We start from the raw sequence: 22,937 nt of genomic DNA, 5'->3' as shown, positions 1-22,937 counted from the left end.
GCCAAGCCGGGTTCGATCAACCCGCACACGCATTTCACGGCAGAAGTGTACGTGCTGAGCAAGGACGAAGGCGGCCGTCACACGCCGTTCTTCAACAACTATCGCCCGCAGTTCTACTTCCGTACGACGGACGTGACGGGCTCGATCGAGTTGCCGAAGGACAAGGAAATGGTCATGCCGGGCGACAACGTGTCGATTACGGTGAAGCTGATCAACCCGATCGCGATGGAAGAAGGTCTGCGTTTCGCAATCCGCGAAGGTGGCCGTACCGTCGGCGCAGGTGTCGTTGCCAAGATTCTCGAGTAAAATCGCGGATTGAACTTGCAGTAAGTGGTGCCCGGAGCCGGGCACCGGCCCACGGCGGGCGTCCGGCTCTACGTTCTTTTACTATCTGGCGGTGCAATACCGCCTCGCTCTTTCCAAGGAATTGTCATGCAGAACCAGAAAATCCGCATTCGCCTGAAGGCTTTCGACTATCGCCTGATCGACCAGTCGGCAGCGGAAATCGTCGACACGGCAAAGCGGACTGGCGCAATCGTTCGTGGTCCGGTGCCCCTGCCGACCCGCATTCAACGTTTCGACATCCTGCGTTCGCCGCACGTCAACAAGACGTCGCGCGATCAGCTCGAAATCCGTACGCACCAACGCCTGATGGACATCGTCGATCCGACGGACAAGACCGTCGACGCACTGATGAAGCTTGACCTGCCGGCTGGCGTGGACGTGGAAATCAAGCTGCAATAAGGCTTCCAGGCGTTGTTCGGCTTGCCGGGCAACGCTAAGTCATTGATTGCTTGCGGAAAACGAAAGGCCTCGCTATAATGCAAGGCTTTTCGCGCATTTGCGCAAAAAAGTCGGTGTGCTGCAGCATGAATTCATGCCCGAAACGGCACCGGCATTTTGTAAATTAGCCCCGACCAATCGCAGTCGGGAATGGAGAAAACGATGAGCCTTGGACTCGTAGGTCGCAAGGTTGGCATGACCCGTATCTTCACGGCAGAAGGGGATTCGATTCCCGTTACCGTGCTGGACGTGTCCGACAACCGCGTGACGCAGATCAAGACTGTTGAAACCGACGGCTACACGGCCGTGCAGGTTGCATTCGGTACGCGCCGTGCATCGCGTGTGACGAAGCCGTTGGCCGGTCATCTCGCCAAAGCCGGTGTTCAAGCCGGTGAAATCCTCAAAGAATTCCAGATCGATGCTGCCAAGGCTGCCGAGTTGTCGAACGGCACCGTGGTCGGTCCCGACCTGTTCGAAGTAGGCCAGAAGGTCGACGTGCAAGGCGTGTCGATCGGTAAGGGCTACGCCGGTACCATCAAGCGTTACAACTTCGCATCCGGCCGTGCATCGCACGGTAACTCGCGCTCGCACAACGTGCCGGGTTCGATCGGTATGGCGCAGGATCCGGGTCGTGTTTTCCCGGGTAAGCGCATGACCGGTCACATGGGTGACGACACGGTGACGGTGCAAAACCTCGAAATCGCTCGTATCGACGCTGACCGCAAGCTGTTGCTGGTCAAGGGCGCCGTTCCGGGTGCGAAGGGTGGCAAGGTATTCGTTACGCCGGCCGTGAAGACGCGTGCCGTGAAAGGAGCGAAATAATGGAACTTAAGCTCCTGAATGCCAATGGTCAGGAAGGTGCAGGCGTTAGCGCGTCGGACGTCGTGTTCGGCCGCGATTACAACGAAGCCCTGATTCACCAGGTGGTGGTGGCGTATCAAGCGAATGCCCGTAGCGGCAACCGCGCGCAGAAGGATCGTGAGCAAGTCAAGCACACGACCAAGAAGCCGTGGCGCCAGAAGGGTACGGGCCGCGCCCGTGCCGGTATGTCGTCGAGCCCGCTGTGGCGCGGCGGTGGCCGGATTTTCCCGAATTCGCCGGAAGAAAACTTTTCGCACAAGGTCAACAAGAAGATGCATCGCGCAGGTCTCTGCTCGATCTTCTCGCAGTTGGCTCGCGAAGGCCGCATCTCGGTGGTCGACGAGCTGACGCTCGAAGCGCCGAAGACGAAGCTGCTGGCCGAAAAATTCAAGGCGATGGGTCTCGACTCCGTGCTGGTGATTACCGACACGGTTGACGAAAACCTGTACCTCGCGTCGCGCAACCTCGCCCATGTGGCAGTTGTCGAGCCGCGTTACGCCGACCCGCTGTCGCTGATCTACTTCAAGAAGATCCTGATCACGAAGGCTGCGGTCGCCCAGATCGAGGAGTTGCTGTCATGAGCGAGATTCGCAAGAACGATCATCGTTTGATGCAGGTCCTGCTCGCGCCGGTGATCTCCGAAAAGGCGACGCTGGTGGCCGACAAGAACGAGCAAGTCGTGTTCGAAGTCGCGCCCGATGCCACGAAGCAGGAAGTGAAAGCTGCAGTCGAGCTGCTGTTCAAGGTGGAAGTCAATTCCGTCAACGTGCTGGTCTCGAAGGGCAAAGCCAAGCGCTTTGGCCGCTTCATGGGCAAGCGCAAGGACGTGAAGAAGGCATACGTCTGCCTGAAGCCCGGCCAGGAAATCAACTTTGAAGCGGAGGCCAAGTAATCATGGCAATCGTTAAAGTTAAGCCGACTTCGCCGGGTCGCCGCGCGATGGTCAAGGTGGTCAATAAGGATCTGCATAAGGGCAAGCCGTTCGCACCGCTGCTCGACTCGCAATCCTCGACCGCCGGCCGTAACAACAACGGTCACATCACCACGCGTCACAAGGGTGGTGGTCACAAGCATCACTATCGTGTCGTCGATTTCCGTCGCAACAAGGACGGCATTCCGGCCAAGGTCGAACGTCTTGAGTACGATCCGAACCGTAGCGCGAACATCGCGTTGGTTCTGTACGCAGACGGCGAGCGCAAGTACATCATCGCTCCGAAGGGTGTGACGGTTGGCCAGCAACTGATGTCGGGTTCGGAAGCACCGATCCGCGCAGGTAACACGCTGCCGATCCGCAACATTCCGGTCGGTACGACGATCCATTGCATCGAAATGCTGCCGGGCAAGGGCGCGCAAATGGCGCGTTCGGCTGGTACGTCGGCGATGTTGCTGGCTCGTGAAGGTATCTACGCACAGGTCCGCCTGCGCTCGGGTGAAATCCGCCGCGTTCACGTTGAATGCCGCGCGACGATTGGTGAAGTTGGCAACGAAGAGCACAGCCTCCGTCAAATCGGTAAGGCTGGCGCGAACCGCTGGCGCGGTATCCGCCCGACGGTGCGTGGCGTTGCAATGAACCCGGTCGATCACCCGCACGGTGGTGGTGAAGGCAAGACGGCTGCAGGTCGCGATCCGGTGAGCCCGTGGGGCACGCCTGCTAAGGGTTATCGCACCCGCAGCAACAAGCGCACGACGAGCATGATCGTCCAGCGCCGTCACAAGCGTTAAGGAGTAGGCAATGGCACGTTCTGTAAAAAAAGGTCCGTTCTGCGACGCCCATTTGCTGAAGAAAGTTGAGGCGGCTGCAGCTTCGCGGGATAAGAAGCCGATCAAAACCTGGTCGCGCCGTTCGACGATTCTGCCGGATTTCATCGGTCTGACGATTGCCGTGCACAACGGCCGTCAACACGTCCCGGTGTACATCTCGGAAAACATGGTCGGCCACAAGCTTGGCGAGTTCGCATTGACCCGGACGTTCAAGGGTCATGCAGCCGACAAGAAGGCTAAGAAATAAGGGGCTCATGATGGAAGTGAAAGCAATTCATCGCGGTGCCCGCATCTCGGCGCAGAAAACGCGCCTTGTGGCTGACCAGATCCGCGGTTTGCCGGTCGACAAGGCGCTGAACGTTCTGACGTTCTCGCCGAAGAAGGCTGCGGGAATCGTGAAAAAGGTCGTGCTGTCGGCGATCGCGAATGCGGAGCATAACGAAGGCGCCGATATCGACGAGCTCAAGGTAACGAGCATCATGGTCGACAAGGCTGCATCGCTCAAGCGTTTTACCGCGCGCGCTAAAGGCCGTGGTAACCGCATCGAGAAGCAATCCTGTCACATCACTGTGACGGTCGGTAATTAAGGGGTCATACGATGGGACAGAAAATTCATCCGACTGGCTTCCGTTTGGCCGTCAGCCGCAATTGGGCGTCGCGTTGGTACGCGAACAACAGCAATTTCGCGGCGATGTTGCAGGAAGACATCGGTGTTCGTGAATACCTGAAGAAGAAGCTGAAGAACGCTTCGGTTGGTCGCGTCGTTATCGAGCGTCCGGCGAAAAACGCGCGCATCACGATTTATAGCTCGCGTCCGGGTGTGGTCATCGGTAAGAAGGGCGAGGATATCGAGCTGCTGAAGTCGGAACTGCAACGCCGCATGGGCGTGCCGGTCCACGTCAACATCGAAGAAATCCGCAAGCCGGAAACCGATGCGCAACTGATCGCTGATTCGATCACTCAACAACTCGAACGCCGGATTATGTTCCGTCGCGCGATGAAGCGTGCGATGCAAAACGCAATGCGTCTGGGTGCTCAAGGCATCAAGATCATGAGCGCTGGCCGCCTGAACGGTATCGAAATCGCTCGTACGGAATGGTATCGCGAAGGTCGCGTGCCCCTCCATACGCTGCGCGCTGATATCGACTACGCAACTTCGGAAGCGAAGACGACCTACGGCATCATCGGCGTGAAGGTGTGGGTCTACAAGGGCGACACGCTCGGCCGTAACGACGCACCGGTGGTTGAAGAAGTCGCTGAAGAAAAGCGTCCGCGCCGCAACGCACGTCCGGGTGGCGATCGCCGTCCGCGTCGCGATGGTGAAGGTGGTGGCCCGGCAGGTGCACGCCGTGGCGCTCCTCGTCGTGCTGGCGGTGCCGGCGGCGACGGGAAGACTGGAGAATAACGATGCTGCAACCGAAACGCAGAAAGTATCGCAAAGAGCAGAAGGGTCGTAACACCGGTATCGCTACCCGCGGCAACGCGGTGTCGTTCGGTGAGTTCGGCCTGAAGGCTATCGGTCGTGGTCGCTTGACCGCGCGCCAGATTGAAGCGGCACGTCGTGCAATGACGCGTCACATCAAGCGTGGTGGCCGCATCTGGATCCGCATCTTCCCGGACAAGCCGATCTCGCACAAGCCGGCTGAAGTGCGTATGGGTAACGGTAAAGGTAACCCTGAGTACTACGTCGCAGAGATTCAACCGGGCAAGATGCTGTACGAAATGGATGGCGTAACCGAAGAGCTGGCACGCGAAGCGTTCCGTCTGGCTGCAGCTAAGCTGCCGCTCAAGACGACGTTTATCGTGCGTCAGCTCGGCGCCTAAGGAGCAAATGATGAAGGCTTCCGAACTTCACCAGAAAGATCAGGCCGCGCTCAACAAGGAGCTGTCGGACCTGTTGAAGGCGCAATTCGGCCTGCGCATGCAACTCGCGACCCAGCAGCTCACGAACACGAGCCAGCTGAAGAAGGTTCGTCGCGACATCGCACGTGTGCGGACCGTCCTGACTGAGAAGGCGAACCAGAAATGAACGATAGCGTAAAAACCTCGCTCAAGCGGACGCTGGTCGGCAAGGTCGTCAGCAACAAGATGGACAAGACGGTCACCGTGCTGGTCGAGCACCGCGTGAAGCACCCGATCTACGGCAAGTACGTTGTGCGTTCGAAGAAGTACCACGCGCACGACGATGCGAACACGTACAACGAGGGTGACCTCGTTGAAATCCAGGAAACGCGTCCGATTTCGAAGACGAAAGCTTGGGTCGTGGCTCGCCTGGTCGAGGCTGCTCGCGTCATCTGACGCCGCAAAGTTGTAGAAGTAATTGAAATCGCAGTAAGTTTCGCTTGCAAGACCGAGATTATTTGTTATAATTTCGGTCTTCCCTCTTTTATGGGAGCCCCGTCGCGGGCGAAGTTGGTGGGGGAAGCGGTTCAGGCGCCAGTCTGTTCCGAAGGATTCACCGGATTGCGATGGCGGGTTTCGTTTGCCGTCGCTGCTGTTCTAACCCAAGCAGCCGATTGGCTGACGGGACCAAGACTGACCGGGTACGCCATGGTGGTGTGACCGGATTAAGTTGGGAAAGATAAACCATGATCCAGACCGAAACTCGGCTTGAAGTGGCCGACAACACGGGTGCGCGTGAAGTCATGTGCATCAAGGTGCTCGGCGGCTCGAAGCGTCGTTATGCCAGCATTGGCGACATCATCAAGGTGACCGTCAAAGAAGCTACGCCGCGCGGGCGCGTGAAGAAAGGCGAAATTTATAACGCCGTGGTGGTTCGTACCGCCAAGGGCGTGCGCCGTCAGGACGGCTCGCTGATCAAGTTCGACGGCAATGCCGCAGTGTTGTTGAATGCCAAGCTCGAACCTATTGGCACCCGTATTTTCGGGCCTGTCACGCGCGAGTTGCGCAGCGAACGATTCATGAAGATCGTTTCGTTGGCACCTGAAGTGCTGTAAGGAGTCGCGATGAACAAGATTCGCAAAGGTGACGAAGTTATCGTCACCACCGGCAAAGATAAAGGCAAGCGCGGCGTCGTGCTGTCCGTTGGCGAAGGCAAAGTGATTGTCGAGGGTATCAACCTCGTCAAGAAGCACGTCAAGCCGAACCCGATGAAGGGTACGACGGGTGGCGTGGAAGCCAAGACGATGCCGCTGCAAATTTCGAACGTCGCTTTGGTCGACGCGAATGGCAAGGCGTCGCGTGTAGGCATCAAGGTCGAAGGAGACAAGAAAGTCCGTTTCCTTAAGACGACCGGCGCCGTGCTGAGCGCTTGACGCTGCGGAGTAAAAAAATGGCTCGTTTGCAAGAGTTTTACAAAGAGAAGGTTGTACCCGGCCTCATCGAGAAGTTCGGTTACAAGTCCGTGATGGAAGTGCCGCGCATCACCAAGATCACCCTGAACATGGGCCTTGGCGAAGCGGTTGCTGACAAGAAGATCATCGAAAACGCCGTTGGCGACCTGACGAAGATCGCTGGCCAGAAGCCGGTGATCACGAAGGCACGCAAGGCAATCGCTGGCTTCAAGATCCGTCAGGGCTATCCGATCGGTGCAATGGTCACGTTGCGTGGTCAGGCAATGTACGAATTTCTGGACCGTTTCGTGACGGTTGCGCTCCCCCGCGTGCGCGACTTCCGTGGCGTGTCGGGTCGTGCGTTCGACGGTCGCGGCAACTACAACATCGGTGTGAAAGAGCAGATCATTTTCCCCGAAATCGACTACGACAAGATCGACGCACTGCGTGGGCTGAACATCAGCATCACGACGACTGCGAAGACCGACGACGAAGCAAAGGCTCTGCTCGCCAGCTTCAAGTTCCCGTTCAGAAACTGAGGTTACCGTGGCTAAACTGGCACTGATCGAACGTGAAAAGAAGCGTGCTCGCCTGGCCGCTAAGTACGCTCCCAAGCGTGCCGAGTTGAAGGCGATCATTGGCGATATGAGCAAGACGGACGAAGAGCATTACGCAGCACGTCTGGAACTGCAACAACTGCCGCGCAACTCTAACCCGACCCGTAAGCGCAATCGTTGCGCAATTACCGGTCGTCCGCGCGGTACGTTCCGTAAATTCGGGCTGGCGCGTAACAAGATTCGCGAAATCGCGTTCCGTGGCGAGATCCCTGGCCTGACCAAGGCGAGCTGGTAATAGGAGAAACGTAAATGAGCATGAGTGATCCTATCGCCGATATGCTGACTCGCATCCGCAACGCGCAGATGGTCGAGAAAGTTTCGGTGACAATGCCCTCGTCGAAAGTCAAGGTTGCGATTGCGCAGGTCCTGAAGGACGAAGGCTATATCGATGATTTCGCAGTGAAGTCCGAAGGTGCGAAGTCTGAATTGAACATCGTGTTGAAGTACTACGCTGGTCGTCCGGTTATCGAGCGCATTGAACGCGTCTCGAAGCCCGGTCTGCGTGTGTACCGCGGCCGTAACGACATCCCCGTGGTCATGAATGGCCTCGGCGTGGCAATCGTGTCTACGCCGAAGGGCGTGATGACGGACCGCAAGGCACGTGCAACGGGCGTTGGCGGCGAAGTCATCTGCTACGTCGCTTAAGGCCGAAAGGAGAGAAACATGTCTCGAGTAGGTAAAAGCCCGATCGCGCTGCAAGGCGCAGAGGTGGCCCTGAGCGACGAACGCATTACCGTCAAGGGTCCGCTGGGTACGATTTCGCAGGCTGCGAACAGCCTCGTGAAGGTGGTGAACGACAACGGCACGCTGAAGTTCGAGCCGGTTGACGAAAGCCGCGAAGCGAATGCGATGTCGGGCACGATGCGCGCACTGGTTGCGAACATGGTGAACGGCGTGACGAAGGGTTTCGAGCGCAAGCTGACGCTGGTTGGCGTCGGTTACCGCGCACAAGCGCAAGGCGACAAGCTGAACCTGTCGCTGGGTTTCTCGCACCCTGTGGTGCACCAGATGCCGGAAGGCGTCAAGGCTGAAACCCCGACGCAAACCGAAATCGTGATCAAGGGGATCAACAAGCAACAAGTTGGCCAGGTCGCTGCAGAAGTGCGCGGCTATCGCCCGCCGGAGCCCTACAAGGGCAAGGGTGTGCGCTACGCCAACGAGGTTGTGATCCTCAAAGAAACGAAGAAGAAGTAAGGGTGCGCAATCATGGATAAGACTCAATCTCGCCTGCGCCGCGCTCGTCAGACGCGTACCAAGATCGCTGAGCTGCAGGTCGCGCGTCTCGCCGTGCATCGCACGAACACGCACATCTATGCGCAAGTGTTCTCGCCGTGCGGCACCAAGGTGCTCGCCAGCGCGTCGACGCTCGAAGCCGAAGTGCGTGCGCAACTGGCTGATCAGACAGGCAAAGGCGGCAACGTCGCTGCTGCGACTCTGATCGGTAAGCGCATTGCGGAAAAGGCTAAGGCTGCCGGCATCGAATCCGTCGCCTTCGACCGTTCTGGTTTCCGTTACCACGGCCGCGTCAAGGCGCTGGCTGATGCGGCACGCGAAGCCGGACTCAAGTTCTAAGGGAAGAATTCGTCATGGCAAAGATGCAAGCGAAAGTTCAGGCTGACGAACGCGACGACGGCCTTCGTGAAAAAATGATTTCGGTCAACCGCGTGACCAAGGTCGTGAAGGGTGGCCGGATTCTCGGTTTCGCCGCACTGACCGTGGTTGGCGACGGTGATGGCCGCGTCGGTATGGGCAAGGGCAAGGCGAAGGAAGTGCCGGTCGCTGTTCAGAAGGCGATGGAACAGGCTCGCCGCAACATGTTCAAGGTGCCGCTTAAGAACGGTACCCTGCAGCACGAAGTGCACGGTAAGCACGGCGCATCGATGGTCCTCCTCGCTCCGGCGAAGGACGGTACCGGTGTGATCGCTGGCGGCCCGATGCGCGCAGTGTTCGACGTGATGGGCGTGCAGAACGTTGTGGCCAAGAGCCACGGTTCGACGAACCCGTACAACCTCGTTCGTGCAACGCTCGACGGTCTGCGCAAGCAGTCCACGCCGGGTGACATCGCGGCGAAGCGTGGCAAGTCCGTCGAAGATATTCTGGGCTAAAGGTGGACACCATGTCTGATAAAACTGTCAAGGTCCAGCTCGTCAAGAGCCTGATCGGCACCCGTGAAACGCACCGTGCGACGGTGCGTGGCTTGGGCCTGCGCCGACTCAACTCGGTTAGCGAGTTGCAGGACACGCCGGCTGTGCGCGGCATGATCAACAAGGTTTCGTACCTCGTTAAGGTCATCAGCTAAGCGGCTGACCAGGACTCAAGGAGTTGATAATGGAATTGAATAACCTGAAGCCGGCTGAAGGTTCGAAGCACGCTAAGCGTCGCGTCGGCCGCGGTATCGGCTCCGGTCTGGGCAAGACTGCTGGCCGTGGTCACAAGGGTCAGAAGTCGCGTTCGGGCGGCTTTCATAAGGTTGGCTTCGAAGGCGGTCAAATGCCGCTGCAACGTCGTCTGCCGAAGCGTGGCTTCACCTCGCTGACGAAGGAATTCGTCGGTGAAGTGCGTCTCTCTGATCTGGAAAAGCTGCCGGTCGACGAAATCGATCTGTTGGCTCTGAAGCAAGCCGGCCTGGTCGGTGAGTTGATCAAGAGCGCCAAGATCATCGCGACGGGCGAGCTGAAGCGCAAGATCGTTGTGAAGGGTCTGGGTGCGACGAAGGGTGCGCGCGCTGCTATTGAAGCGGCCGGCGGCTCTTTTGCCGAGTAACGCGCAAGTTATTTGCCGTCACTAGCATTTGCATCGGAGAAGGTACTTGGCTAACAGCCCGAGTCTCGCAAAACCCGGTCGCAGCGCGGCGAAGTTTGGCGATCTGCGTCGGCGAGCAGTGTTCCTGCTGCTGGCGCTGATCGTCTACCGAATCGGCGCGCACATTCCGGTGCCGGGTATCGACCCGGACCAACTGGCAAAGCTGTTCCAAAGCCAGTCGGGCGGTATCCTTGGCATGTTTAACATGTTTTCGGGTGGCGCACTTTCGCGGTTCACGATTTTTGCGCTGGGGATCATGCCGTATATTTCGGCGTCGATCATCATGCAGTTGCTGGCAATTGTCTCGCCGCAGCTGGAAGCGCTGAAAAAGGAAGGGCAGGCGGGTCAACGGAAGATTACGCAGTACACGCGTATCTTTACGGTCCTGTTGGCGACGTTCCAGGCATTCGGCATCGCCGTCGCGCTGGAAAATCAGCCTGGCCTGGTGATTGATCCGGGGATGGTGTTTCGGTTGACGACGGTCGTGACACTGGTGACCGGCACGATGTTCCTGATGTGGCTGGGTGAGCAGATCACGGAACGCGGGCTTGGCAACGGTATCTCGATCATCATTTTCGGCGGTATTGCGGCGGGTTTCCCGAACGCAATCGGTGGTCTTTTCGAACTGGTGCGAACCGGCTCGATGAGTATCATCTCGGCGATTATCGTGGTCGCGCTGATTGCTGCAGTGACGTATCTGGTGGTGTTCATCGAACGCGGCCAGCGCAAGATTCTTGTGAACTACGCCAAGCGGCAAGTCGGTAACAAGATTTACGGCGGCCAGTCTTCGCATCTGCCGCTGAAGCTGAACATGTCGGGCGTGATTCCGCCGATCTTTGCATCGTCGATCATTCTCTTCCCGGCAACTATCCTGAACTGGTTCAGTTCGGGGTCGCGTAACAGCTGGTTCGCAGACACGCTGCACAACGTAGCCGAAGCCATTAAGCCCGGTCAACCCGTGTATGTGTTGTTGTACGCGTTGGCGATCGTTTTCTTCTGCTTCTTCTACACCGCACTGGTGTTCAACAGCAGGGAAACGGCCGACAACCTGAAGAAGAGCGGCGCTTTCGTCCCAGGCATTCGCCCGGGCGATCAGACGGCTCGATATATCGACCGCATCCTCACGCGTCTGACGCTGGCCGGTGCGATCTACATCGTGTTTGTTTGTCTGCTGCCCGAGTTTCTGGTGCTGCGCTGGAACGTGCCGTTTTATTTTGGTGGAACGTCGCTGCTGATCATTGTCGTCGTCACAATGGATTTCATGGCGCAGGTGCAGTCGTACGTTATGTCGCAACAGTATGAATCGCTGCTGAAGAAAGCTAATTTCAAAGGCGGCGGCGTCCCGATGCGTTGAAAGGACTTATGGCCAAAGACGATGTTATCCAGATGCAGGGTGAAGTCATCGAAAACCTGCCTAACGCTACCTTTAGGGTGAAGCTGGAAAACGGCCATGTCGTATTGGGACACATATCCGGCAAGATGCGGATGCACTACATCCGAATCTTGCCGGGCGACAAGGTGACGGTTGAATTGACGCCTTACGATCTGTCGCGTGCGCGGATCGTGTTCCGGGCGAAGTGATTTGAAAAAAGGGTAATATCATGAAAGTGATGGCATCGGTTAAGCGCATTTGCCGCAATTGCAAGATCATCAAGCGCAAAGGCGTTGTGCGCGTGATTTGCAGCTCTGATCCGCGCCACAAACAGCGTCAAGGCTGAACGCCGCGCTTTTGCTTGCGCTTTTTGTTTGAGGAAAAACAATGGCTCGTATCGCAGGGGTTAACATCCCGAATCACCAGCATACCGAAATCGGCCTGACGGCAATTTACGGTATCGGCCGCACGCGCTCGCGCGACATTTGCGTCGCTGCTGGTGTGGCATTTTCGAAGAAGGTCAAGGACCTGAACGACGCAGACCTCGAAAAGCTGCGTGAAGAAGTCGGCAAGTTCATCGTTGAAGGCGATCTGCGCCGTGAAACGACGATGAACATCAAGCGCCTGATGGATCTCGGCTGCTACCGTGGCGTGCGTCACCGCAAGGGTCTGCCCCTGCGTGGCCAACGCACGCGTACGAATGCCCGTACGCGCAAGGGTCCGCGTCGTGCAGCGCAATCGCTGAAGAAGTAAGCGGAACTGACAGTTACAGGAAAACGTAATGGCTAAGGCTTCGAACAACTCCGCGGCGCAACGCGTTCGCAAGAAGGTCAAGAAGAACGTCGCCGAGGGCGTGGTTCACGTTCACGCGTCGTTCAACAACACCATCATCACGATCACTGATCGTCAAGGCAATGCACTTGCTTGGGCAACGTCGGGTGGTCAGGGCTTCAAGGGCTCGCGTAAATCGACGCCGTTTGCAGCTCAGGTGGCAGCCGAATCGGCTGGCCGCGTGGCGATGGAATACGGCGTGAAGAACCTCGAAGTGCGGATCAAGGGCCCCGGTCCTGGCCGTGAGTCCGCGGTGCGCGCGTTGCATGGTCTTGGTATCAAGATCACGGCGATCTCCGACGTGACCCCGGTTCCGCACAACGGCTGCCGTCCGCCGAAGCGTCGTCGTATCTAAGACGCTGTTTTGGCTAGCGCCTGTTGCCGCCGGGGTTTGAGAGCCGGCGACGACGGGCTGCTTGCGCTTTGATGAATTGACTAAGCCCACCGTTCGACCCAAAGGGTTCGGACTAGCGCGGACGCGAGTTCGCGTGATCAATCAACGAAGGAATCAACGTGGCACGTTATATCGGCCCTAAGGCCAAGCTGTCCCGCCGTGAAGGCACTGACCTCTTCCTGAAGAGCGCCCGTCGTTCGCTCGCTGACAAGTGCAAGCTTGACAGCAAGCCCGGCCAACACGGCCGCACCTCGGGCGCACGTACGTCCGACTACGGCACGCAGCTGCGCGAAAAGCAAAAAGTGAAGCGCATCTACGGTGTCCTGGAGCGTCAATTCCGCCGTTACTTTGCTGAAGCTGACCGCCTGAAGGGCAACACGGGTGAAAACCTGTTGCAATTGCTCGAATCGCGTCTGGACAACGTCGTGTATCGCATGGGCTTCGGCTCGACGCGCGCTGAAGCGCGTCAGCTCGTGAGCCACAAGGCGATCACGGTAAACGGCGTCGTGTCGAACATTCCGTCGATGCAAGTTAAGGCGGGCGACATCGTCGCAGTGCGCGAACAAAAGAAGAAGCAAGCGCGTATTCTCGAAGCGCTGTCGCTGGCTGAGCAAGGCGGTCTGCCGAGCTGGGTCGCTGTCGATTCGAAGAAGTTCGAAGGCACGTTCAAGCAGAAGCCGGAACGCAGCGACATCGCTGGCGATATCAACGAAAGCCTGATCGTCGAATTGTATTCGCGGTAATCGGATTAACGGCCGGGGCACCCCGATTGCGTTGCGCAAGGGGGCGTCTCGGCTGTTTATTTTCAGGTTGTTACCGGTCAGCCTTATCGGTGTAACGAGCCGAGGGTATTGAAAAGGAAAACCTATGCAAACCAGTTTGTTGAAGCCCAAGATCATCGCAGTTGAGTCGCTTGGCGAGAGCCACGCGAAAGTGGTCATGGAACCGTTTGAACGCGGTTACGGCCACACCTTGGGTAACGCGCTCCGGCGCGTGCTGCTGTCGTCGATGATCGGCTACGCGCCGACCGAAGTGACGATCGCAGGCGTCGTACATGAATACTCGACGCTCGACGGTGTGCAAGAGGATGTGGTCAACCTGTTGTTGAACCTGAAGGGCGTGGTGTTCAAGCTGCATAACCGTGACGAAGTGACGGTTACGCTGCGCAAGGAAGGCGAAGGCGTTGTCACCGCCGGCGACATCGAACTCGCGCACGATTGCGAAGTGATCAACCCGGATCACGTGATTGCGCATCTGTCGAAGGGCGGCAAGCTCGACGTGCAGATCAAGGTCGAAAAGGGCCGCGGCTATGTGCCGGGCAACGTGCGTCGTTATGGCGAAGAGTCGGCCAAGATCATCGGCCGTATCGTGCTGGACGCGTCGTTCTCGCCGGTTCGCCGCGTGAGCTACGCCGTTGAAAGCGCGCGCGTCGAACAGCGTACCGACCTCGACAAGCTCGTGATGAACATCGAAACCAACGGTGTAATCTCGCCGGAAGAAGCGATCCGTCAATCGGCGCGCATTCTGGTCGATCAGCTGTCGGTGTTCGCTGCTCTGGAAGGCACGGAAGCAACGGCTGAAGCGCCGTCGCGTGCGCCGCAGATCGATCCGATCCTGCTGCGTCCGGTCGATGATCTCGAACTGACGGTTCGTTCCGCGAACTGCCTGAAGGCCGAGAACATTTACTACATTGGCGACCTGATCCAGCGCACGGAAAACGAACTGCTCAAGACCCCGAATCTGGGTCGCAAGTCGTTGAACGAAATTAAGGAAGTACTGGCGTCGCGTGGTTTGACGCTCGGCATGAAGCTCGAAAACTGGCCGCCGGCTGGTCTCGACAAGTAATCCCGGGGCTGAACCCGCCGCTGCACTGGCAAAGACGCGGATTTTCCTTTAAAATCCGCGACTTGTCTTTTTTCACTACCGGCCCGTGCGCTCACATCTTTCGGGAGATCGAGCGCGATAGAAGAGCTGGACCAAAACTTTTGAATCAAAGGAATTAACATGCGTCACCGTCATGGTCTGCGGAAACTGAACCGCACGAGCAGCCACCGTCTGGCAATGCTCCGTAACATGTCCAACTCGCTGATCGAGCACGAAGTCATCAAGACCACGCTGCCGAAGGCGAAAGAACTCCGTAAAGTCGTCGAGCCGCTGATCACGCTCGGCAAGAAGCCGTCGTTGGCAAATCGTCGTCTGGCATTCAACCGCCTGCGCGATCGTGACTCGGTCACGAAGCTGTTCGAAGTGCTGGGCCCGCGTTACGCGACCCGGCCGGGCGGCTACTTGCGCGTTCTGAAGTTCGGTTTCCGCGTCGGCGACAACGCACCGATGGCACTGGTCGAATTGCTCGACCGTCCGGAAGTTGAAGAAACTGAAGTGCAAGAAGCTGAGTAAGCTTTTTTAGCATTGACGAAAAAGCCAGGCTTTGAGCCTGGCTTTTTCGTTTTGGGGTGTCGGATGTCCCGGCGTGCCAGCAGGCAAGGCGGCCAAATGTCGCAGGCGAGCAGTGGGCGCGTCGGCAGTACCGCAAGGCTAGGTGATACGATAACGGCACCTGAACCGTGCTTGGCCGGAGCCTTGTGTGAGCGTGAATGTGACCTTGATTCTGACGACGCTGCCGGATGCCGCCGCTGCTCAGAAGCTCGCGGCAGATGCGCTCGCCGCGCGGCTATGCGCTTGCGTCACCCAATTAGGTGCGGTGCAGTCCAGCTACCACTGGCAGGGCGCGCTAGAAACTGCGCAGGAGATCCAGTTGCTGTTCAAGACGAGCGCTGCACGCGCGTTAGAACTCGAGCAATACATTCAGGCGCACCATCCCTACGACACGCCGGAAATCCTCTCATGGCAAGCGACGGCCTCGGCTGCGTACGGCCAGTGGATTACTGCTGAAACCCAACGCCCTCTCCATGTTTAACGGTCTTGACCGAAGCGCGCGCAATGCACTGCGCACCGTCTTTTTCCTGTTCGGCTACCTGATCCTGGCCCAGTTCGGCACGCTCGCCCATGCCGCAGACGACTTCCTTGATCCCGCTGTAGCCTTCAAATTCAGTGCAGCCGAGAAACCGGGCGAAGTCGACGTCACCTACAAGATCGCGGACGGCTATTACATGTACCGGGAGCGGTTTGCGTTCGCGGCCCGCAACGGCACGACGACGATCGGCGAGCCGCAATTGCCAGCCGGACACGTGAAGTTCGACCAGACCTTCAACAAGAACGTCGAGACATACCGTAATGAGTTGATGATCCGCATTCCGGTCAAGCAGGCGCAAGGGCCGTTCGACCTCGCGGTTACTTCGCAGGGTTGCGCGGACGCGGGCATCTGCTATCCGCCGATGGAGCGCGTCTACCATGTGAGCGGCGCAGCATTGCAGCCGGCAGGCAGCGTCGGCGCGACGGCTGCCGCTCAGCAATCCGCAGGCGCCGACACGCCGTGGTATGAGCGTGCCACCAACGCTGACTACGCGCAGTCGCTGCTGCAAGGAGGCGGCTTCTTCGCGATCACCGGGCTCTATTTTATGGCCGGCGCCGTGCTCAGCTTGCTGCCGTGCTCGTATCCGATGATTCCGATCCTGTCGGCGATCATCATCGGCGAAGGGGCCCGGGTGACGCGTGCTCGCGGGTTTGCGTTGTCGCTGGCGTATGTGATCGGCATGGCGCTGGTCTATACCGCGCTTGGGATAGCTGCCGCGCTCATCGGGCAGAGTCTCGGCGCGTGGCTGCAAAACCCGTGGGTGCTGGGCGCGTTTGGCGTATTGCTGACGATTTTCGCGCTGACCCTGATTGCTGGGTTCGACATCGCGTTGCCGCAGCGCTGGCAGGACGGCGTGTCGCGCGCGCCGACAGGGCGCTCAGGCGGCAAGTTCGCCGCGGTGGCAGCGATGGGCGCGGTGTCCGCGCTGGTGGTCGGGGCCTGTATGACGGCGCCGCTCTTCGCCGTTCTCGCGTTCATTGCGCATACCGGCGACGCGCTGCTTGGCGGTGCCGCGCTGTTCTCGATGGGGCTCGGGCTCGGCGTGCCGCTCCTGATCATCGGCCTTGGCGCTGGCACCTTGTTGCCCCGCGCGGGAGCGTGGATGGACGGCGTGAAGGTGTTCTTCGGCGTTGTGCTGCTTGCCGCTGCGCTGTGGATCGTGTGGCCCGTGCTCGGTGCCACCGCGACGATGCTGCTGAGCGCGTTTTGGTTGCTGGTCGCTGCGGCGGCGCTCGGCTTGTTCTCGTCGCTCGCCGAGGGGGCTTCTGTGTGGCGCCGGCTCGGCCGGGGCATCGGTGCGGCGCTGGCAATCTGGGCCGCTGTGCTGCTGGTGGGCCTGGCCGCCGGATCGTCGGATCCGTTGCGTCCGCTTGCTGTGTTGGCAGCCCGCGGCGGAGATACGAGTGTCGCAAACGCTGCTAAAGCGCCGAATGCGCCGCCACAGAGCGATCTCACGTTCGCCCCGGTTCGCTCCTCGACCGAACTCGACCAGGCCGTCAAAACGGCTGCGCAGCCCGCCATGCTCGATTTCTACGCGGACTGGTGCGTGAGCTGCAAAGAGATGGAGAAATTCACTTTCAGCGATCCGCGCGTCCACGCCAGATTAAAGCAGATGAACCTGCTGCGCGCGGACGTCACCGCCAACAATACGGACGACCAAACGCTGCTCAAGCGTTTCGGTCTGTTCGGGCCGCCCGGTATCATCTTCTTCGATCATGGCGGCAAGGAAGTGCTGCGTGTCGTTGGATATGAGTCTGCGGACAAATTCTTGCGCAGCCTCGATCGCGCAATCGCGCCCAAGGCGTAGCCGAAAAGCGATCGTGGTTGAGCAGACTGGCGAACCCTAAGCCGCGCCCGGGCACGATTCGCGGCATGGCACGGCCAACATAAAAAACGGAGGCGCGACTCAAAAGTCCGCCTCCGTTTTTTCGTCACGCTAACCACGCCCCGAAAGGCGGCGCATCAGCTTACTTCTGCGACCTCAAAATCCGCGCGGCGTCCAATGCGAAATAGGTCAGCACGCCGTCCGCGCCGGCCCGCTTGAACGCCAGTAGCGATTCCATCATCGCCTTGTCGTGCTCGAGCCAGCCGTTCTGCGCCGCTGCCTTCAGCATCGCGTATTCGCCGCTCACCTGGTACACGTAAGTCGGGAACTGGAATTCGTCCTTCACGCGACGCACGATGTCCAGATACGGCATGCCTGGCTTGACCATCACCATGTCCGCGCCTTCGTCGATATCTGCCTGAACTTCGCGCAGCGCTTCATTCGAGTTGGCCGGGTCCATCTGGTAGGTCATCTTGTTACCCTTGCCGAGATTCGTCGCGGAACCGACGGCATCGCGGAACGGGCCGTAAAACGCCGACGCGAACTTGGCGGCATAAGCCATGATCCGCGTGTGAATATGCCCTTCGCTCTCGAGCATCTCGCGGATCGCGCCGATGCGGCCGTCCATCATGTCCGAGGGCGCGACGATATCGACACCCGCTTCAGCCTGCGCCTGGGCTTGTTCGACCAGAATTTCGACGGTTTCGTCGTTGATCACGTAGCCGGTTTCGTCGAGCACGCCGTCCTGGCCGTGGCTCGTGTACGGATCGAGCGCGACGTCGGTCAGCACGCCCAAGTCGGGGAAATGCTTTTTCAGTTCACGAACGGCGCGCGGGATCAGACCTGCGGCGTTGGTCGCTTCGCGGCCGTCAGGCGTTTTCAGAGACGGCTCGATCGCAGGAAACAGCGACAGCACGGGTACGCCCAGTTCGACGCATTGCTCGGCGACGCCCATCAGCAGGTCGACCGACAGGCGCTCGACGCCCGGCATCGACGGCACGGCTTGCCGCACGTTGGTGCCTTCGACGATGAACACGGGGTAGATCAGATCGTTGGTAGTGAGGATGTTTTCTCGCATCAGACGGCGCGAGAAGTCGTCACGGCGCATGCGGCGCGGACGGTAGTGCGGGTAGAGGCTCATATCGAATCGGATATCGTGGATGTCGTGGAGCGGACAAGTACCGCCTGCCTCCGCTCCCGGAAACTTTTCGAGACAATGGTATATCATACCGATCGAGCAAGGCGCCTTGCGCTGACCTCCCCGCTTCTCCTCCCTGAGCGGGTGCCTGTCGTTTTTCGATTAGGCTGTTTGACCCGCCGTTAAAGCGGCGGGTTTTTTTATGGGCGGCCCAAACGGCGTACTCGCCCTGTTTTCACCCCGTTTATCCGGAGCCGCCGCGCTTACTGCGCAGCAGGGTCGGCTTCGCCCTTTGCGACGGGAATCAGCCAGCCTTCGATCAACTCGTGCGCTTCGTCCAGCCCGATGCGCTTGAGCGCCGAGAACAGCTGGGCGGTCAGTTCGCCCTGATAGCCGGCGGCACGATATTCAGCCAAACCTTTCTGCGTCGCGCGCAATGCGTTCGTGCTTTCCTGGCGCGTCAATTTGTCGCACTTGGTCAGCAGTGTGTGGATCGGCTTGCCGGTCGGCGCGAACCACTCGATCATCCGGCGATCCAGATCGGTGAGCGGGCGGCGCGAGTCCATCATCAGGATCATGCCGCGCAATTGCGAGCGCGATTGCAGGTAGGTGGACAGCAGCGCTTCCCAGTGGGCCTTGGCCGCACCGGGTACTTCCGCATAGCCGTAGCCCGGCAGGTCGACCAGATGCGCAGTCGGCTCGTCAGCCTTGCCGACCGAGAAGTAATTGATGTGCTGCGTGCGCCCAGGCGTCTTACTGGCGAATGCCAGCTGCTTCTGATTGCACAGAATATTGATAGCGGTCGACTTCCCCGCATTCGAACGCCCGGCAAAGGCGATCTCAGGTTGCGCGGTGGCCGGCAGATCACGCAGGTGATTGACGGTCGTGAAAAAACGGGCTTGGTGGAGCAGGAAGGACATGATCAGGGCAGGATTCGAGACGCCGGGGAACCCGGAGTGGGGACGGGTCAAGCCCGACTGGCGTCTTAGCGATTAGCGAGTTATTGTACAATACGACGGTTTACTGAAAACCTGAGGGGGCCAGCCCGCGTGCCTTGGCGGCTCTCTGCGGTCACTCAGTCGCCGTCGTATTTTGCAAAACCTCTAAAATCCCACAAGACGAAACAGGGTGTGCGAATGAATCGACTGTGCAAGGCTCTGATGGTGCTTCAAGTAGCGGCAGGTCTTTCAGGTTTGGCAATTCAGGCACGAGCAGCAGATCCGGCAAAACCGGACGTCAATCGGGGGCAGGCAATCGCGGTGCAGGTTTGTGCGTCATGCCACGGCGCGGACGGCAACAGTGCCGGCGGCGCGTATCCGAAGCTGGCGGGCCAGCATCCCGAGTATCTCGTCAAGCAGCTCAAGGATTTCAAGACGCAGCCGGGCGCCAGGCAGCCCGCGCGCAACAATGCGATCATGGCGGGCATGACCGCGGCGCTGTCCGATCAGGACATGGTCAACGTTGCTGCCTATTTCGCCACGCAGGCGCCGAAGCCAGGCTACGCGCATAACAAAGACACTGTAGCGCTCGGTCAAAAGATTTATCGCGGTGGGATTTCCGATAAGGGTGTGCCGGCGTGTGCGAGCTGCCACGGGCCGACCGGTCAGGGGATTCCTTCGCAATATCCGCGTCTGTCGGGGCAGTGGGCGGATTACACGGTGGCGCAGCTGACCGCGTTCACGCAAGGTCCAGGTGCGCGTAACAATAACGACGCGATGCATGCAACTGCAGCGCGTCTGTCGGACAGCGAGATCAAGGCTGTAGCCGATTACATCGCGGGCTTGCATTAAGAAGTCCGCTCGCAAGTGCAACCGGCCCGATAAGGCCGGTACAAAACAAGAAAAGGGTGAGGGCGTCGTGCCTACGACAGCCCTTCACCCTTTTTTGCTGTTCAGTCGGAGTATGAATGAGCGTCACCACGTCGGGTATGCAGTCGAAGTCGCGCAATCGCATCGTGCGCAGCATCATCGAAGTATTGAGTTCAATGCGCTTTGCGATCGCGCTGCTCGTGATCCTGTCGATCGCCAGCATTATCGGCACCGTCCTCACGCAGGACGACCCGTATCCCAACTACGTCAATCAGTTCGGCCCGTTCTGGGCGGATATCTTCCGCTCGCTGAGCCTGTACGCGGTGTACAGCTCGTGGTGGTTCATGCTGATTCTCGGCTTCCTGATGGTGTCGGTGTCGCTGTGCGTGATCCGCAACGCGCCGAAAATGCTCGCCGACGCGAAAAGCTGGAAGGACAAGGTTCGCGAAGGCAGCCTGCGCGCGTTCCACCACAAGGGCGAGTTCGCGGTGCACGGCACGCGCGCGCAGGCCTCGGCGGTGCTGGCCAAACTCTCCACCAGGCTCGGCTACAAGTTCGTCACGCGTGAGTCGGACGGGGCGACACTGATCGCCGCCAAGCGCGGCGCGCTGACCAGGTTCGGCTACATCTCTGCGCATCTCGCGATCGTCGTGATCTGTCTGGGCGGTTTGCTGGACAGCAATCTGCCGATCAAGCTGCAAATGTGGCTGTTCGACAAGTCGCCGATTCGCAGCAACACGGTGATCAACGAGATTCCGCCGGAACATCGTCTGTCGCAATCGAATCCGACTTTCCGCGGTTATGCGTGGGTGCCGGAAGGGCAGCATGTGTCGACGGCGATCCTGAACCAGCCGGACGGCTCGTTGATTCAGGATCTGCCGTTCTCGATCGAGCTGAACAAGTTCATCGTCGACTATTACTCCACCGGCATGCCGAAGCTGTTCGCGAGCGACATCGTCGTGGTGGACCACAAGACCGGCGCGCGCGTGCCGGCGCGGGTCGAAGTGAACAAGCCGTTCGAATACGACGGCGTGTCGATTTATCAGTCGAGCTTCCAGGACGGCGGCTCGCAGATGCAGATGACCGCGTACCCCATGACCGGCAACAGCGCGAAGGGCGCGTCGTTCGGCGGCACGATCGGCGGCAATGCGCTGTTGAGCACGGCCACGCCGCTGGCTGACGGCCAGACCGTCGAATTCACGGATTTCCGTGCGATCAACGTCGAAAATGTCTCGAACGGCAGCGGCCAGAACGATGCCCGCGGCGTCGCCGCGCATCGCTCGCTGAAAGAAGCGTTCGACGAGCGCCTCGGCTCCGGCGCGAAGAGCTCGAAGCCGCTGGATCTGCATAACGTCGGCCCGTCGGTGCAGTACAAGGTGCGCGACAAAGACGGTCAGGCGCGCGAGTACAACAACTACATGCTGCCGGTGGACGTAGGCGGCGAGCGGATGTTCCTCGCCGGCATGCGCCTGAATCCGGACGACCCGTTCCGCTACCTGCGCATTCCCGCCGATACCGGCGGCACCGTCAAGGAATGGATGAACCTGCGCGCCACGCTGGAAAATCCGGCCATGCGCGCCGCGGCCGCGCATCGTTTCGCGCTGCGGTCGGTGCCGGGCTCGAATACCGAGCTGCAACAGCATCTGGAAGAAAGCGCGCTGCGTGTGCTGACCCTTTTCGCTGGCGCGGACGGCAGCATCAAGATGCCGAACGGCCAGACGGTGGGCGGTTTCCAGGCGATTGCCGGTTTTATCGACCATTCGGTGCCGAAGGGTGAACAGGAAAAGGCCGCGGGCCTGCTGCTGCGCATGCTGGAGGGCTCGACGTGGGATCTCTGGCAACTCTCGCGCGAACAGCTCGGCGAGCCTGACGCACAGGCCAATGCGGATGCCAGCCGCTTCGTCCAAAGCGCGATCAACGCAATATCTGACAGCTTTTTGTATGGATCGCCAGTCTACTTGCAGCTTGACTCCTTCAAGCAGGTGCAAGCTTCGGTATTTCAGTTGACGCGCGCGCCGGGCAAAAAAGTCGTGTATCTTGGCAGCTTGCTCCTCGTGCTGGGCATCTTCTCGATGTTCTACGTTCGCGAACGGCGCCTCTGGTTCTGGCTCAAAGACACCGATCACGGCACGAATGTCGTGATGGCGATGTCGAGCGCGCGCAAGACCCTCGATTTCGAAAAAGAGTTCGTCCAAACGCGCGACGCTGCAGGCGCCGCGCTGGGCGCCAAACTCATTGAGGCATCCGACGCCTCCGGCAAACCCGGCCACGCCGGCGCGCCGTCCGCACGCTCACAAGATTCGACCCGGTAAGATCATGGACTTGACTCAGGTTTCTTCATCCTCCTCTTCGTCGCCGTCACGGCACCAGACATCGCCCGCCGGCGAGGCGTTCAACGCCGCGCAGTTCGACGAGCGGCCGTTCCTGAAGCGCCTCGGCATGACCGACTGGCTGTTCGCCCTCGCGATGGTTGCGGGC

35 protein-coding genes and 2 pseudogenes are annotated in these 22,937 nt (G+C 59.3%); 35 read left to right on the top strand and 2 right to left on the bottom strand.

Annotated features, from left to right (window positions below):
* The 32 genes and pseudogenes from tuf to dsbD all read left to right on the top strand — a co-directional run.
* Positions 1-306, top strand: a pseudogene (gene tuf, locus SB772_RS38340) (elongation factor Tu); the annotation flags it as partial.
* A gap of 126 nt (positions 307-432) precedes the next feature.
* Positions 433-744 carry a 30S ribosomal protein S10 gene (gene rpsJ / locus SB772_RS38335; RefSeq protein ID WP_006998489.1) on the top strand — a complete coding sequence of 104 codons (312 nt, stop codon included), beginning with the start codon at positions 433-435 and terminating at the stop codon, positions 742-744.
* A gap of 201 nt (positions 745-945) precedes the next feature.
* Positions 946-1,605 (top strand): 50S ribosomal protein L3, encoded by a 660-nt coding sequence (gene rplC, locus SB772_RS38330; protein ID WP_007180137.1) that lies wholly within the window; start codon positions 946-948, stop codon positions 1,603-1,605.
* On the top strand, positions 1,605-2,225 hold the full coding sequence (gene rplD, locus SB772_RS38325; RefSeq protein ID WP_007180136.1) for a 50S ribosomal protein L4: 621 nt from the start codon (positions 1,605-1,607) through the stop codon (positions 2,223-2,225). Before rplC ends, rplD begins: the two co-directional genes overlap by 1 nt.
* Positions 2,222-2,536: a 50S ribosomal protein L23 gene (rplW, locus tag SB772_RS38320; RefSeq protein ID WP_007180135.1), complete on the top strand. Its 315-nt coding sequence runs from the start codon at positions 2,222-2,224 to the stop codon at positions 2,534-2,536. The genes rplD and rplW overlap by 4 nt, the downstream gene beginning before the upstream one ends.
* Before the next feature lie 2 nt (positions 2,537-2,538).
* Positions 2,539-3,366: a 50S ribosomal protein L2 gene (gene rplB / locus SB772_RS38315; protein ID WP_115781223.1), complete on the top strand. Its 828-nt coding sequence runs from the start codon at positions 2,539-2,541 to the stop codon at positions 3,364-3,366.
* Positions 3,367-3,376: 10 nt separating this feature from the next.
* Entirely contained in the window at positions 3,377-3,652 is a 276-nt protein-coding gene (rpsS, locus tag SB772_RS38310) for a 30S ribosomal protein S19 (RefSeq protein WP_004199273.1), read from the top strand.
* Between the two features lie 7 nt (positions 3,653-3,659).
* The gene (gene rplV / locus SB772_RS38305; RefSeq protein WP_197070230.1) at positions 3,660-3,992 is read left to right on the top strand and encodes a 50S ribosomal protein L22; all 333 of its coding nucleotides are present in this window, start codon (positions 3,660-3,662) and stop codon (positions 3,990-3,992) included.
* Positions 3,993-4,003: 11 nt separating this feature from the next.
* Entirely contained in the window at positions 4,004-4,810 is an 807-nt protein-coding gene (gene rpsC, locus SB772_RS38300) for a 30S ribosomal protein S3 (RefSeq protein ID WP_410838285.1), read from the top strand.
* A 2-nt stretch (positions 4,811-4,812) separates the two neighbouring features.
* Positions 4,813-5,229 carry a 50S ribosomal protein L16 gene (gene rplP / locus SB772_RS38295; protein ID WP_007180131.1) on the top strand — a complete coding sequence of 139 codons (417 nt, stop codon included), beginning with the start codon at positions 4,813-4,815 and terminating at the stop codon, positions 5,227-5,229.
* Between the two features lie 10 nt (positions 5,230-5,239).
* A complete protein-coding gene (gene rpmC, locus SB772_RS38290) occupies positions 5,240-5,434 on the top strand; it encodes a 50S ribosomal protein L29 (RefSeq protein WP_007180130.1) in 195 nt (64 codons plus the stop codon).
* Complete coding sequence (gene rpsQ, locus SB772_RS38285) at positions 5,431-5,703, top strand: 30S ribosomal protein S17 (RefSeq protein WP_007180129.1); 273 nt, start codon at positions 5,431-5,433, stop codon at positions 5,701-5,703. The genes rpmC and rpsQ overlap by 4 nt, the downstream gene beginning before the upstream one ends.
* A 290-nt stretch (positions 5,704-5,993) precedes the next feature.
* Positions 5,994-6,362 carry a 50S ribosomal protein L14 gene (gene rplN, locus SB772_RS38280; protein ID WP_006052212.1) on the top strand — a complete coding sequence of 123 codons (369 nt, stop codon included), beginning with the start codon at positions 5,994-5,996 and terminating at the stop codon, positions 6,360-6,362.
* Between the two features lie 9 nt (positions 6,363-6,371).
* Positions 6,372-6,680 (top strand): 50S ribosomal protein L24, encoded by a 309-nt coding sequence (gene rplX / locus SB772_RS38275; protein WP_410838284.1) that lies wholly within the window; start codon positions 6,372-6,374, stop codon positions 6,678-6,680.
* Between the two features lie 17 nt (positions 6,681-6,697).
* Entirely contained in the window at positions 6,698-7,237 is a 540-nt protein-coding gene (gene rplE / locus SB772_RS38270; RefSeq protein ID WP_006052214.1) for a 50S ribosomal protein L5, read from the top strand.
* Between the two features lie 7 nt (positions 7,238-7,244).
* Positions 7,245-7,550, top strand: a complete 306-nt coding sequence (gene rpsN / locus SB772_RS38265; protein ID WP_410838283.1) for a 30S ribosomal protein S14 — start codon at positions 7,245-7,247, stop codon at positions 7,548-7,550.
* A 14-nt stretch (positions 7,551-7,564) separates the two neighbouring features.
* Complete coding sequence (gene rpsH, locus SB772_RS38260; RefSeq protein ID WP_006052216.1) at positions 7,565-7,960, top strand: 30S ribosomal protein S8; 396 nt, start codon at positions 7,565-7,567, stop codon at positions 7,958-7,960.
* An 18-nt stretch (positions 7,961-7,978) separates the two neighbouring features.
* Complete coding sequence (rplF, locus tag SB772_RS38255) at positions 7,979-8,509, top strand: 50S ribosomal protein L6 (protein ID WP_028199570.1); 531 nt, start codon at positions 7,979-7,981, stop codon at positions 8,507-8,509.
* Positions 8,510-8,521: 12 nt separating this feature from the next.
* Positions 8,522-8,887 (top strand): 50S ribosomal protein L18, encoded by a 366-nt coding sequence (rplR, locus tag SB772_RS38250; protein WP_410838282.1) that lies wholly within the window; start codon positions 8,522-8,524, stop codon positions 8,885-8,887.
* Positions 8,888-8,901: 14 nt separating this feature from the next.
* Positions 8,902-9,420 (top strand): 30S ribosomal protein S5, encoded by a 519-nt coding sequence (gene rpsE / locus SB772_RS38245; protein WP_006052219.1) that lies wholly within the window; start codon positions 8,902-8,904, stop codon positions 9,418-9,420.
* 11 nt (positions 9,421-9,431) lie between these two features.
* On the top strand, positions 9,432-9,614 hold the full coding sequence (gene rpmD, locus SB772_RS38240; protein ID WP_007180126.1) for a 50S ribosomal protein L30: 183 nt from the start codon (positions 9,432-9,434) through the stop codon (positions 9,612-9,614).
* 29 nt (positions 9,615-9,643) lie between these two features.
* Positions 9,644-10,078 (top strand): 50S ribosomal protein L15, encoded by a 435-nt coding sequence (gene rplO, locus SB772_RS38235; RefSeq protein WP_074301421.1) that lies wholly within the window; start codon positions 9,644-9,646, stop codon positions 10,076-10,078.
* 46 nt (positions 10,079-10,124) lie between these two features.
* The gene (gene secY / locus SB772_RS38230; protein WP_410838281.1) at positions 10,125-11,471 is read left to right on the top strand and encodes a preprotein translocase subunit SecY; all 1,347 of its coding nucleotides are present in this window, start codon (positions 10,125-10,127) and stop codon (positions 11,469-11,471) included.
* Between the two features lie 8 nt (positions 11,472-11,479).
* The gene (gene infA / locus SB772_RS38225; RefSeq protein ID WP_004521905.1) at positions 11,480-11,698 is read left to right on the top strand and encodes a translation initiation factor IF-1; all 219 of its coding nucleotides are present in this window, start codon (positions 11,480-11,482) and stop codon (positions 11,696-11,698) included.
* Between the two features lie 20 nt (positions 11,699-11,718).
* Positions 11,719-11,835, top strand: a complete 117-nt coding sequence (rpmJ, locus tag SB772_RS38220; RefSeq protein ID WP_004199844.1) for a 50S ribosomal protein L36 — start codon at positions 11,719-11,721, stop codon at positions 11,833-11,835.
* Between the two features lie 41 nt (positions 11,836-11,876).
* Entirely contained in the window at positions 11,877-12,242 is a 366-nt protein-coding gene (gene rpsM, locus SB772_RS38215; protein ID WP_006052223.1) for a 30S ribosomal protein S13, read from the top strand.
* 28 nt (positions 12,243-12,270) lie between these two features.
* Positions 12,271-12,675, top strand: a complete 405-nt coding sequence (gene rpsK, locus SB772_RS38210) for a 30S ribosomal protein S11 (RefSeq protein ID WP_006052224.1) — start codon at positions 12,271-12,273, stop codon at positions 12,673-12,675.
* Between the two features lie 158 nt (positions 12,676-12,833).
* Positions 12,834-13,457, top strand: a complete 624-nt coding sequence (rpsD, locus tag SB772_RS38205; protein WP_410838280.1) for a 30S ribosomal protein S4 — start codon at positions 12,834-12,836, stop codon at positions 13,455-13,457.
* Positions 13,458-13,581: 124 nt separating this feature from the next.
* Positions 13,582-14,559, top strand: a complete 978-nt coding sequence (locus SB772_RS38200; RefSeq protein ID WP_006052226.1) for a DNA-directed RNA polymerase subunit alpha — start codon at positions 13,582-13,584, stop codon at positions 14,557-14,559.
* Between the two features lie 159 nt (positions 14,560-14,718).
* Positions 14,719-15,111, top strand: coding sequence for a 50S ribosomal protein L17 (rplQ, locus tag SB772_RS38195; RefSeq protein ID WP_008923330.1), 393 nt, complete (start codon positions 14,719-14,721; stop codon positions 15,109-15,111).
* A 187-nt stretch (positions 15,112-15,298) separates the two neighbouring features.
* The gene (cutA, locus tag SB772_RS38190) at positions 15,299-15,631 is read left to right on the top strand and encodes a divalent-cation tolerance protein CutA (RefSeq protein ID WP_410838279.1); all 333 of its coding nucleotides are present in this window, start codon (positions 15,299-15,301) and stop codon (positions 15,629-15,631) included.
* Positions 15,624-17,495 (top strand): protein-disulfide reductase DsbD, encoded by a 1,872-nt coding sequence (gene dsbD, locus SB772_RS38185; RefSeq protein WP_410838278.1) that lies wholly within the window; start codon positions 15,624-15,626, stop codon positions 17,493-17,495. The genes cutA and dsbD overlap by 8 nt, the downstream gene beginning before the upstream one ends.
* 160 nt (positions 17,496-17,655) lie before the next feature.
* Here dsbD and hemB read toward each other — a convergent pair whose 3' ends face one another.
* Both hemB and yihA read right to left on the bottom strand, forming a co-directional pair.
* Complete coding sequence (gene hemB, locus SB772_RS38180; RefSeq protein WP_410838277.1) at positions 17,656-18,654, bottom strand: porphobilinogen synthase; 999 nt, start codon at positions 18,652-18,654, stop codon at positions 17,656-17,658.
* 260 nt (positions 18,655-18,914) lie between these two features.
* Complete coding sequence (gene yihA, locus SB772_RS38175; RefSeq protein ID WP_410838276.1) at positions 18,915-19,571, bottom strand: ribosome biogenesis GTP-binding protein YihA/YsxC; 657 nt, start codon at positions 19,569-19,571, stop codon at positions 18,915-18,917.
* Between the two features lie 216 nt (positions 19,572-19,787).
* Here yihA and SB772_RS38170 point away from each other — a divergent pair, with 216 nt between their 5' ends.
* The 3 genes and pseudogenes from SB772_RS38170 to SB772_RS38160 form a co-directional block, all read left to right on the top strand.
* On the top strand, positions 19,788-20,441 hold the full coding sequence (locus tag SB772_RS38170; protein WP_410838275.1) for a c-type cytochrome: 654 nt from the start codon (positions 19,788-19,790) through the stop codon (positions 20,439-20,441).
* Positions 20,442-20,557: 116 nt separating this feature from the next.
* Positions 20,558-22,771, top strand: a complete 2,214-nt coding sequence (locus SB772_RS38165; protein WP_410838274.1) for a cytochrome c biogenesis protein ResB — start codon at positions 20,558-20,560, stop codon at positions 22,769-22,771.
* A 4-nt stretch (positions 22,772-22,775) separates the two neighbouring features.
* Positions 22,776-22,937: pseudogene (locus tag SB772_RS38160) on the top strand (c-type cytochrome biogenesis protein CcsB); the annotation flags it as partial.

Source organism: Paraburkholderia sp. SIMBA_030, assembly GCF_046535245.1.
GTDB lineage: Bacteria > Pseudomonadota > Gammaproteobacteria > Burkholderiales > Burkholderiaceae > Paraburkholderia.
The sequence above is the reverse complement of the archived record's forward strand: the minus strand, read 5'-3'. Positions and strand labels throughout refer to the sequence as shown.